General features: G+C 73.7%; 6 protein-coding genes and 3 pseudogenes. 5 read left to right on the top strand and 4 right to left on the bottom strand.

The features are described 5' to 3' along the window. Positions 1-41 precede the first annotated feature (41 nt). The gene (locus RH94_RS27070) at positions 42-617 is read left to right on the top strand and encodes an IS607 family transposase (RefSeq protein WP_073948455.1); all 576 of its coding nucleotides are present in this window, start codon (positions 42-44) and stop codon (positions 615-617) included. After that, positions 610-2,239, top strand: a pseudogene (locus RH94_RS27065) (IS200/IS605 family accessory protein TnpB-related protein). Before RH94_RS27070 ends, RH94_RS27065 begins: the two are co-directional and overlap by 8 nt. A 5-nt stretch (positions 2,240-2,244) precedes the next feature. Here RH94_RS27065 and RH94_RS27060 read toward each other — a convergent pair. Further along, positions 2,245-2,493: pseudogene (locus RH94_RS27060) on the bottom strand (lytic polysaccharide monooxygenase); the annotation flags it as partial. Between the two features lie 283 nt (positions 2,494-2,776). Next, positions 2,777-3,592, bottom strand: a complete 816-nt coding sequence (locus tag RH94_RS27055) for a hypothetical protein (RefSeq protein ID WP_073950775.1) — start codon at positions 3,590-3,592, stop codon at positions 2,777-2,779. Positions 3,593-4,130: 538 nt separating this feature from the next. Here RH94_RS27055 and RH94_RS27050 point away from each other — a divergent pair. The 3 genes from RH94_RS27050 to RH94_RS27040 all read left to right on the top strand — a co-directional run bounded on the left by RH94_RS27050 (position 4,131) and on the right by RH94_RS27040 (position 6,402). Beyond that, entirely contained in the window at positions 4,131-4,427 is a 297-nt protein-coding gene (locus RH94_RS27050) for a hypothetical protein (RefSeq protein ID WP_143204082.1), read from the top strand. A 1-nt stretch (position 4,428) separates the two neighbouring features. Continuing rightward, the gene (locus tag RH94_RS27045) at positions 4,429-5,184 is read left to right on the top strand and encodes a hypothetical protein (protein WP_073950773.1); all 756 of its coding nucleotides are present in this window, start codon (positions 4,429-4,431) and stop codon (positions 5,182-5,184) included. A 561-nt stretch (positions 5,185-5,745) separates the two neighbouring features. Further along, a complete protein-coding gene (locus RH94_RS27040; protein WP_073950772.1) occupies positions 5,746-6,402 on the top strand; it encodes a phosphatase PAP2 family protein in 657 nt (218 codons plus the stop codon). Positions 6,403-6,506: 104 nt separating this feature from the next. On the opposite strand, the gene RH94_RS40910 is transcribed toward RH94_RS27040, so the two are convergent. Both RH94_RS40910 and RH94_RS27035 read right to left on the bottom strand, forming a co-directional pair. Next, a complete protein-coding gene (locus RH94_RS40910) occupies positions 6,507-6,665 on the bottom strand; it encodes a hypothetical protein (protein WP_158073097.1) in 159 nt (52 codons plus the stop codon). Positions 6,666-6,670: 5 nt separating this feature from the next. Further along, positions 6,671-10,424 (bottom strand): annotated as a pseudogene (locus RH94_RS27035) (DNA repair ATPase); the annotation flags it as partial.

Here is a 10,424-nt window from a genome sequence, read left to right as displayed (position 1 = left end):
AGTGAGCGTAACCATGTGTGAGTGAGTGTCGTTGTCAGAGCATGAATCTCACGGAATGGGCGAAGACGCAGGGCGTGCATCCGCAGACCGCGTATCGCTGGTTCCGCGAGGGGACGCTGCCGGTACCGGCTCAGCGGGTCGGCCCGCGCACGATCCTCGTGAACGTGGGGGTCAACGCCGCGCCCGGGGCGATCGGCGGGCTGGGCCTGTATGCCCGTGTCTCCTCCCATGAGCAGAAGACCGACCTGGAACGGCAGGTCGCCCGGCTGTCCCGGTGGGCGGCGCAGGCCGGCCACCGGGTGGTGCGCGTGGAGGCGGAGATCGCATCCGGTACGAACGGTGCCCGCCCCAAAGCCAGGCGGCTGCTGGCCGATCCGAACGTGACCACGGTGGTGGTCGAGCACAAGGACCGGCTGGGCCGGATGAACACCGAACTCGTCGAAGCCGCCCTGTCCGCACAGGGGCGCCGCCTCGTGGTCCTCGATGACGGCGAGGCCGAAGACGACCTGGTGCGCGACATGGCGGAGGTGCTGACCTCGTTCTGTGCCCGCCTGTACGGTCGCCGGTCGGCGAAGAACCGTGCCCGCAGGGCTTTGGAGGCCGCCGAGCATGGCTGACTCCGCACTGCGCGCGATCGAGGCGCCGTTCGTTGCGCCGGGCCCGTCCGGGGTAGCGATCCGCACCAGCATCAAAGGCATGTCCCAGCGGGACCGTGAGGTGCTGCCCCTGGTGGGCGCACACCTGGGCTCGCTGGCCTGTTCCGACCTCAGGGCCCGTTGCCGGGCGGGTACCGATCACGACAGCGGCCAGTGGGCGGAGCGCAAGCGGGCCCTGACCGAGGAGTCGTCCTCCCGCTGGGCCGGGAGCATCACGAAGGCCACCCACGACCAGTGGGGCCTGGCGCGCCGTGCCCAGCTCGCCCACATCCACAACCTTGAGGCCGGGGTGCGCACGATCGCGCACCGCCTGTCCCAGCCGGTCGGGAGAAGGGCACGAAGCGGGCGCCGGGCGGCTACCGCACACAGCAGGAGTGGTTCCAAAAGACCCGGCGCCTGCAGGTGCTGGAAGACCGGCTGGAGCGCGAGCGGTCCGATCGCGGGGCCGGTGTCGTGCACGTGGTGCGGGGCGGGCAGCGACTGGCTCGAGGCCGGCACCATCTGGAAGCCGCCCAGCTCACCGAGTACGAGTGGCGCAGGCGCTGGCAGGCCGAACGCTGGTTCCTCCAGGCAGACGGGGAGTCGGGCAAGCGTTTCGGGAACGAGACCATCCGCGTGGGCCCCGACGGCGAGGTCAGCATCAAGCTTCCGGCTCCGCTGGCGCACCTGGCCAACGCCCCGCGCGGCCGGTACGTGCTCGACGGCCGGATCGATTTCCGGCACCGCGGCAAGGAGTGGGCCGACCGCGTATCGGCGAACCGTGCCGTCGCCCACCGCATCCACCTGGACGTGGACCGGGGCCGCTGGTACCTCACCGCGTCGTGGACGATCCCCCCGGTCCAGACCGTTCCCCTGGCCCTGGCCAGGGCGAACGGGCTCATCGGTGTGGACACCAACGCCGACCACTTCGCAGCGTGGCGTCTGGACGAGCACGGCAACCCGACGGGTGAGCCCCGCCGATTCCTCTACGGCCTCGACGGGCCGGCCACCTACCGCGACGCCCGGGTGAGGCACGCCCTCACCCGCCTCCTTCACTGGGCACGGCGCGAAGGCGTCTCCCTCGCGATCGAGGACCTGGACTTCGGCGCGGAGAAGACGCGGGAGAAGCACGGCCGCCGCAAGCGGTTCCGCAAGCTGATCTCCGGCATGCCCGTCGCCAGACTGCGGGCACGGCTCGTGTCCATGGCCGCCGAACTCGGCATCACCATCGTCGTCGTCGACCCCGCCTACACCTCCCGCTGGGGCGCCGAGCACTGGCAAAAGCCCCTCACCAGCAAGACCAGGAAGACCACCCGACACGACGCAGCGAGCGTCGCGATCGGGCGACGCGCTCTCGGGCACCGTATCCGGCGACGGACGGCACCGCCCCACACGACCGGAGCGATCGTGTGGGGCATCGGACCGCCCAGGCCGGACGCGGCACCCGCGGGCGTGAGGAAATCCGCCCCCGCGTCCCCGGACCACGGACACGATCCGTGTCGCCGGACGCGGAGCGAACGCGGGTGACCAGTGCATCCACAACCGTTCGGGATGCGCCAGTCGACCAGGTTTGGGTCCAAGACCCACTCCTGCTCACTGATTAGGAACGGTTGTCCTGCCACGCCTGCCAGCACATGGGGTCCTGCTGCGCCATGGCCGGGTTCTGGAAGTCACTGCCCCAGCGCAGCCAGCAGCCGTAGTTGCGGGACGCCGGGTTGACGACCGAACCGTGGGCCGCGGCGGTGCCGCTTCCGGGAGCCAGGCTGATCAGCAGTGCGGCGAGCACGCTCAGCAGGAGGGCCGGACGGAAGCCGACCGAGCGAATGCCTTGCTCATGACAATTCCTACGGCGTAACACAGTCTCCCTCTTTCCGGTGTGGGGATGTGGACGTGGGACTGCGAGATGTGGGGGGTGCGCGCGGGGCGGGGAGTGCGAGCGCACTGGGAGCGCTCCCACACAGGACAGGTTGCGCGCGGCGCAGCATGGTCGCAACACCGGATCGCGCCACTTCCGCGCTCCGCCGGCGCGTTCGGGCGGTGAGGGACGGTCACGGCCCTTACGCTGCCGACTCCTTGCAGCGGGAAGCCGGGCACCACAGGAAACACCGAACAAGTCGCCGTGCGTGTCCGCGCCTTGCGGGTCACTCCTGCCGTGCCGAGGAGCCCTTGCCCTTCCCGGCGGCTTGGGACGGGTGGGCCTGCTCGGCGGTGGGGCGGGTGGTGTTGCCCTGGCTCCTGCCCTTCGCCTTGCCCGGGTCGCCGGGCTGGGCCTGGCTCAGTTGTTCCGCGCAGTAGGCGGCGACGTTGCCCTCGCCGCCGGCGGCCGCGAGGAAGCGTTGCCAGGCCGCCGACTCCAGGGCCTTGCCGCTGCCCTTCACCGACGGGTACGCCCGGCAGTGGGCCTGGATGTCCTTGGCCGTCGGCGGACGTCCGGGGGCGGGGACGGCGGAGGGGACGGCGGGGAGGGTGGCGGAGAGGGTGGCGGAGGGGCCGCCGGGGGACGCGGTGTCGTACGGCGTCGGAGCGGAGGACGCGGAGGGCGCGGGGGCCGGGGGAGCCGCGGGCGCCGAGGTGGAGGGCCGGCGTGGCGCGCCGCCGTCGTCGCCGTCCTGCCGGTGGTCGCCCTTGCCCGGTGTGCCGATCGCCGCCACCGCCACGCCGCTCAGCGTCAGGCCGGAGACGAATACGGCGACGGCCGCCTTCACCGAGCGGCGCCCCGGGCGGCGCCGTGGCCGCCAGTCGTCCCGCCTCCTCGTCCTCTTCCCGGTGTCCGCCTGCCGGTGGATCCCGCTGTCCCGTGCGGCACGGAACGCGGCCAGGGCCCGCTGTTCGGCGGGGGCGTCGAGGACTTCGGCGCGCAGCGCGCGGCCCAGCGCGGACCGCAGCCCCTCGGTGTTCGGCGCACTGCCGCCGGGGGCGGGCACGCGGCTGCCGCCGTCGCTGTGTCGGTCGCCCATACCCGTGTCCGTCCCGGTGCGCTGGTTTCTCACTGATTCAACGGATCCGACGCCGTCACCGCTCACTCCGACTGCCTCAGCGTACGGAGCCGCTCCTCCGTCACACCTGCCGTGCGGGGCGCCGACCGGGACGTTCTCCGCGCCGGACTGCCGCCTCCGGCGAGACGCGCCGGGCTGAGGGAAGGGCGACGCCCATGGCCGAGCCCGGACGGCGGAGGCGGTGACGACGAACAGGCGGGTGACATCCCGCAAGGGCGGGAGTCCCGGGCCGGATCCCCCGACGTCGACGGCACCGTCATGGAGCTCCGCCGCCGGCTCGGCCCGCCCACCGCCGCCGGGCATGCCATGACCCCTGCGTGGCGCCACGGTGTGTCAACGGCACCACTCGCGCACCCGGCTTCCTTGCCGCTGTCGGGCACGGGCACGCCGCCCGGTCCTGCCGGGGGCCGGCATGGCGGGCGGAGGGGCGGGTGTGGCTCAATGCCGTTGGCACGACGCCGCCGGCGCGACGGCGCGGACAGGGAGGGCGGAAGACGACGTGGAGAGCGTGAGACAGCCGGTGACGTGGGCCGTCCTGGACCGGCTCGGCGAGCGGCAGTTGCCGGTCGCCGCCCCCTTGGTGTCCGTTCTGGGCCGGTGGTTCTTCACCAGGCACCGTCACTGGGGCGCCGGTCCGGTGGCCGCGGTCACCGGCTCGGTCGTCCTGTTCGCCCTGGTCGACCGCCTGCGACCTGATCTGGACCGCCTGCTCGCCGACACCACGGCGACCGCGGTCGGGCTGGTCGTCGCGATGGCCGTGTTCACGGTCGGCTCCCGCGTGCGGCGGAGGGCCTGACATGTCGTACGGACGCGGTGACCGGCGGGCTCTGCGCCTGCGCACCCTCTGGCACCGCTGCTGGGGCGCCGGCGCCGTACTGCTCGGCGCCGCTCTGCTCCTCGCCGCCGGCACCGGCCTGGCCCTGGTGCCCGACGACCTGGCCGAGGAACGCGCCTACCGCGCCGCCCGCCCCTGCGGGGCGGCAGTCACCGAGGACTGCCTGCGCTCCGTCCGGGCCACCGTGCGGGGCACGGAGATCCAGGAGCAGTCCAGGAACGCGCGGTACGAGCTCCGGCTCGACGGACCGGGCCCCGTGCCCCGGAACCTGCCCATGGCAGGAGCCGATCCGCTGCTCAGACACCTGCGCGCCGGAGACGTGGTCACCGTCACCGTGTGGCGGGACTACGCGACCGCAGTCGGCAAGGACGGCGTGACGCAGCACTCCGAGGACACCCCCGAAGGACAGGCCGTGTTCACCACGGCCCTCGCCCTGGCCCTGGTCGCCCCCGGCCTCTTCGTCGCCCACGCCGGAGGGCACGCGGTCGCGCACGCTCCCGGCTACGCCGCGACAGGAGCGCCCGCTCGCCTCGTACTGCGGGGGAAACTCGCGATCGCCGCCGCGGGCTGCGCCCTTCCGGCCGGACTGTTCGGCATGTGGACCGGCCCTGTCGGGGTGATCGTCCTGTGGTCGGCCCTGGCCGGACTCGTTCTCGCGATGTCCCGACGACTCGACATTCCGGGCCGGGGCCGGCACGCGGCCCCGTACCAGAGGTGACCCGGAGAGGTGGGCGCCTGTCCTCAGCTCGTCGAGGTCCGCTGTGCGGGCGCGGTTCTGTGGGTGACCGGGTGGTCCAGGTGGACCACCACGGTGTCGTAGAACCGGTGCACGCCGGTCTCCACGCTCCGTTCGACAGGGTGATCGCGGCCCCGTAGCCGCGTCGCGTGGCGATGTCCATGTACGCCTGGACCTGGTCGGGCTTGAGGGCACTGCCGTTGGGTTCGGTCTCGACCATCTCGTACACACATCCCCCTGGAGCCTGACAGCAGGCGCGCGGAAGTCCCTTCGCCCGCCCTCACACACCGTGTGACATACAGCACAGTCGTCGCACGGCGAAACTCCAGTGGCCGGAGGGATCGGCCTGAGCCGATCCCCCGAAAGACCCCCACCTGCTCCGCCGCGTGTGCTGCGGAGCAGTTGTGGCCCCCCGGGCAAGCCCGACCGTGCCCGAGGCAACCGGGTGGTCGGCTGCTACCGTCTACCAATCTGTAGACGTTCACTCCTCGGACAGCCCGGCTTCACCGAGGATTCCGCTTCTGTGCCCCGGAGATCCACCAGATGACGACTCTCTCCTCGCCCGCCCAGGGGCTCGACGGTGCGGCCATCACCGGCGGCCTCTACACCGACGTCACCGAGTTCGCCCGGCACACGCCCTGGCTGAACGGGCCCGCGGAGACGTACTCCTCCCTCGGCATGGGCGTGTTCGTGATCTTCGGCCTGATGGTCTGGTGGCGTGCCCGGCACCAGGGGAACGCGGTCATGGCCGCCGTCCTGGCCACGCCGTTCGCCGTCGTCATCGCGTACGTCGCCAACAGCGGGATCAAGAACATATTCCAGGAACCGCGCCCCTGCCGGGCCCTGCCCCACGACTTCCTCATCGAGGCGTGTCCTCCCGTGGACGACTACGCCTTCCCCAGCAACCACACCACGGTCGCCTTCGCCTTCGCGGTGGCGCTGCTGGTCGTCAGCCGGTGGATCGGGTCCATCGCCCTGCTCGCGGCTGCGGTGATGGGTGCCTCACGGGTGTACGTCGGCGCCCACTACCCCCACGACGTCGCCGTCGGCGCCCTGGTGGGCACCGCCGTCGCCCTGCTCGTCGTCCTCGCGGCGCGCCTGCTCGCCGTGTCCCTCGTACGGCGGTTGCGCACCGGCGCGCTGGCCCCGCTGCTCACCGCCCCGGGCGCGGTGACGGGCCGGCCGGCGCGAGCGCGCTGACGCCGCCCTCCCCCCCAGCTGTTCGTCCGCCCCCGGACACCGGTCGCTCGGCCGGTGTCCGGGGGCGGCGTCGTTCAGGCGTCCTCGGGCGTCCTCGGGCGTCCTCAGTCGTCCCCGGGCAGCCACGGGCCGCGGTAGGCGTGGGCCCGGCGGCGGTCGCGGCGGACCAGCACGGTCGTGCAGGCCGCCACGATCAGCGCCGCGGTGGTGAGCGGGACCAGGAAGGGCGACATCTCCGTCATCGCCGCCGTGAGTGCCGTCATGGTCGTCACTGCTCCTCCCTGTGGTCCCTGTGCTCCCTGTGCTCCCTGTGCTCCCTGTGGTCGGCCGCGTGCCGGGCCCGGGAGGCGGTGGAGCCGGTGAGGGCGGCCTCGATGGCGCCCATCCGGTCGGCCAGCAGGGCCAGGGCCGCGGTCGCCCGGGTGAGGGGGTCGTCGGTGGGGCCGCCGAGGGCCTGGGCGCGGGCGTGGGCGGACTTCAGCCCGGCCCAGCGGTCGGCCTGCCCGGCGGACAGGGTGCCGCGCAGTTCGGCCAGTTTCAGCAGGTTGGCCTCGGCTCCTGTGGTGAGGGTCTGGGCCTCCGCGGTGAAGTGGTCGTCCAGGACGGCGGAGAGTTCGGCGCCGTTCATGACGGGCCGCAGCCGCTGGGCGATCTTGTTCATGGTGCGGTAGGAGCCCTGGAGCCGGAACGGCGGCTCGGTGCGCGTCGCCTCGGACTGGGCCGCGGAGGCGATGTAGGCGGCGTTGACCGCGAGGACCGTCTCGCGGGCGGTGAGCAGGTGGCGCAGCACGGCGACGATCTGCTCCACCTCGGCGGGCGCGTAGGGGTGGACGAGCCGGTCGGCGCGGGCCGCGGGGTCGCCGGCGGCGAGCCGGAGCAGCAGGTCCAGGTCGCGGCGGTCGCGGCCGGCCAGCGGGGCGAGCACCGGGTTCGCGGTGAGCGCGTTCTCCAGGAAGCTGAGCGCGAAGACGTCCTCCTTGCCGGTCAGTACGTCGCCGAGGTTCCAGACGTCGGCGCGGTTGGCGAGCATGTCCGGGACGCGGAAGCGGTCGCCTGACTCGGTGTAGGGGTTGCCGGTCATGCAGACGGCGAACCGCTTGCCGCGCAGGTCGTAGGTGCGCGCCTCGCCGTTCCACACGCCGTCGACGCGGCGGGTGGCGTCGCACAGCGGGATGAACTTCTGCAGCAGCTCCGGCGAGGTGTGCTGGATGTCGTCCAGGAGCAGCAGCGTGTTGTTGCCCGCCGCCAGCGCGAAGTTGATCTTCTCGATCTCCCGGCGGGCGGTGGCGTCGGGGGCCTCGGCCGGGTCCAGCGAGGTGACGGCGTGGCCGAGGGCCGGGCCGCTGACCTTGACCAGCATCAGGCCGAGGCGGTCGGCGACGTACTCCATGAGCGTGGTCTTGCCGTAGCCGGGCGGCGAGACGAGCAGCAGCAGGCCGCCGGTGTCGGTGCGCCTGGTCTCGCCGGCGGTGCCGAGCTGGCGGGCGAGGCTGTCGCCGATGAGGGGCAGGTAGACCTCGTCGATGAGCCGGTTGCGCACGAACGCCGCCATGGAGCGCGGACGGTGGTCGTCCAGGCGAAGCCGGGCGCGCTCGGCGTCCACCAGGGCGGTGCGGCGGCGCTGGTAGGCGCGGAAGGCCGGGACCTCCCGCTCCTGGAAGCGGCTCGTGCGGGCCAGGAACTCGTCGATCCGCAGGGTGAGCGCGCGGCCCGTGAGGCGCGGGTGGGTGCCGAGCAGGCCCTCAACCGTGGTCACCGGGGACGTCTCGGACTCGTAGCGGGGCAGGTCGGGGCAGAGTTCGGCGGCCACCGCCTCGGCCAGGTCCCCGGCGGAGATCCCGGTGCCGGTGGAGGTGACGTACGCCGACAGCCACGCCCCGGCCAGCTGGTGGCGCGCGGCGAGGTCGTCGAGCGCGGCCAGGTCCTCGTCGTAAGCCGAACTGCCCACCGTGCGGCGGAACTTGTCGAGCAGGGTGCGGGTGACGGCGCTGACGACGAAGCCGTCGGGGCCGCTCGTCAGCTCCTCGAAGAGGTAGGAGGCCGCGGCGCGGGCGAGGGTGTCGTCGCCCGCGTCCTCCCCGGCGGCGGCCGGCCGGGCCGCGATCGCCCCCGCCAGTTCCGCCTCCAGCTCGGCGATCGCCGGCGACGGGCCGAAGGTGTCGCGGGCGCGGGCGAGGGAGGTCGCCCGGCGGGTCCAGGTCGCGCGGGCCGCGGGGGTGGTGCCGTGGGCCCAGAACAGCTGGGCGGCGGCGCGGGCGGCGGGTTCGTGGCGCAGGGGGCCGGCCTGCTCGTGCAGGGGGAGCAGGGCGGTCAGGATCGCCACGGCGTCGTGGTCGTGGACGCCGCGTTCGTAGCCCTCGTCGTACGCCTCCTCCGCGGCCCTGCGCACCAGGGCGGGCAGGTCGTCGGCCGCCGCCAGGGCGGCCGGGCCGTGCTCGCGCAGCAGGCGGGCGGCCAGGTGCTCGGCGCGGTACACCTCGGGCGACTCGGACGGCAGGTGGCGGTCCCAGAAGGCGCGGGTGGCCGCGAAGTCCGGGTCGGCGACCGGGGCGCGGTAGTCGGTGCCGGTGAGGGCGAAGGCGAGGCCGTCGCCGTGCGGGACCAGGGTGAGGTCGAGGGGCTGGGTGGTGACGGCGAAGCGGTGGGTGCCCAGGCGGATGGTGCGGCCGCCGTCGGCGTACAGGTCGGTGCGGTCGCGCAGCGCGCGGACCGCCTCCTGGCGGGCGGACTTCAGGCGGCCGTCCAGCTCCTCCGCCCTTACCGGGTCGCCGAGTTCGCGCAGTTCCTCGGCGGTGCGGCGGGCCTTGGCGACCAGCGGGTCGGAGGCGAAGAAGGTGCTGACGGCGTCGGCGTCGGCGAGGCCGGCCGCGCGCCGGGCGATCGTCTCCAGTACGCGGCCCGCGGAGGCGGCGAGCTGTTCGGCGCGGCGGGCGCGGGCGTCCAGGAGGCCCTGCCTGCGGCCGGAGAAGGCCTCGTAGACCTCGGTGCGCTTGTCGGCGAGCTCGCCGAGGAAGTCGTCGAACTCGGCGAACCGGGACTCCAGGTTCTCCAACCGGACCAGCATGGACGCGAGTTGCTCGTCGCATGCCTCGGGGTCGTCCGCGGCGGCGAGCGCGCCGGTGACGGCCTGGCCGAGCAGCGCGAACTCGGCGGCGAACTCGGCGCGTCCCTCCTGGTCGCGCAACTCCCGGCGGCGGGCGTCCAGCAGGGCGCGGGCGCGGTTGACGCCGCCCAGCACCTCGGCGATGCGTTCCAGGACGGAGGTGCGCACGGTGGCGTCGCCGATGTCGAGGCCGGCGACGACCTCGGTGACCGTGCGCAGGGTGCCGGCGAGGTCGTCGAGCCGGCCGGCGACCGGGGCCGCCTCGGCGACGGAGCCGATCGACCCGGCGTCGGCGACGAGCCGTTCGACCTCGTCGTGGTGGTCGGCGAAGGCGTCCTCGCGGGCCAGGAAGGCGACGGCGCGCTGACCGAACGTGGCGAGGTCGGACTCCGCCCCGGCGGCGAGTTCGTCGATGCGGGCGGTGTCGGCGTACCGCATCTCCTTCAGGGTCAGCAAGTGGCCCTGCGCCTGCCGGAGTTCGCTCAGCCCGCCGACCCAGGCGGCGGCACCGCGCGGTGCCTCGCCGCGCAGCCGGCGCACCACCGCGGCGAGCCGTTCGGCGGCGGCGTCGAGCGCGTCGGCGGCCCGCCGGGTCAGCGTCTGTACGGTGCGGAACTCCTCCAGCACCTGCTCGGCGGTGGCCCGTACGGCGTCCAGCGGGGTGCGCAGGTCGCCCAGGTCCTCCTCGCCGAGCCAGTGGTGGCTGTCGAGGGCGCGGGCGCAGGCGGCGGCCAGCGCCTCGTACACCTCGGCGGTCGGCGTGGTCTCAACGACGGCGCGGCTGATGGACAGGCAGTCGGAGATGCCGCGTACGAGGTCGGCGTTGCCGACCCGGCCGAGGGGACCGGTCCCGGTGGTGGCGGCGTGGGTGTCGGAGACGTAGGGGGAGGACCACAGCTGGAGCGGGTGCACGCGGCCC

This window comes from Streptomyces kebangsaanensis (genome assembly GCF_001906585.1).
GTDB classification, from domain to species: Bacteria; Actinomycetota; Actinomycetes; order Streptomycetales; family Streptomycetaceae; genus Streptomyces; species Streptomyces kebangsaanensis.
This window is presented reverse-complemented; position numbering and strand designations above follow the sequence as displayed.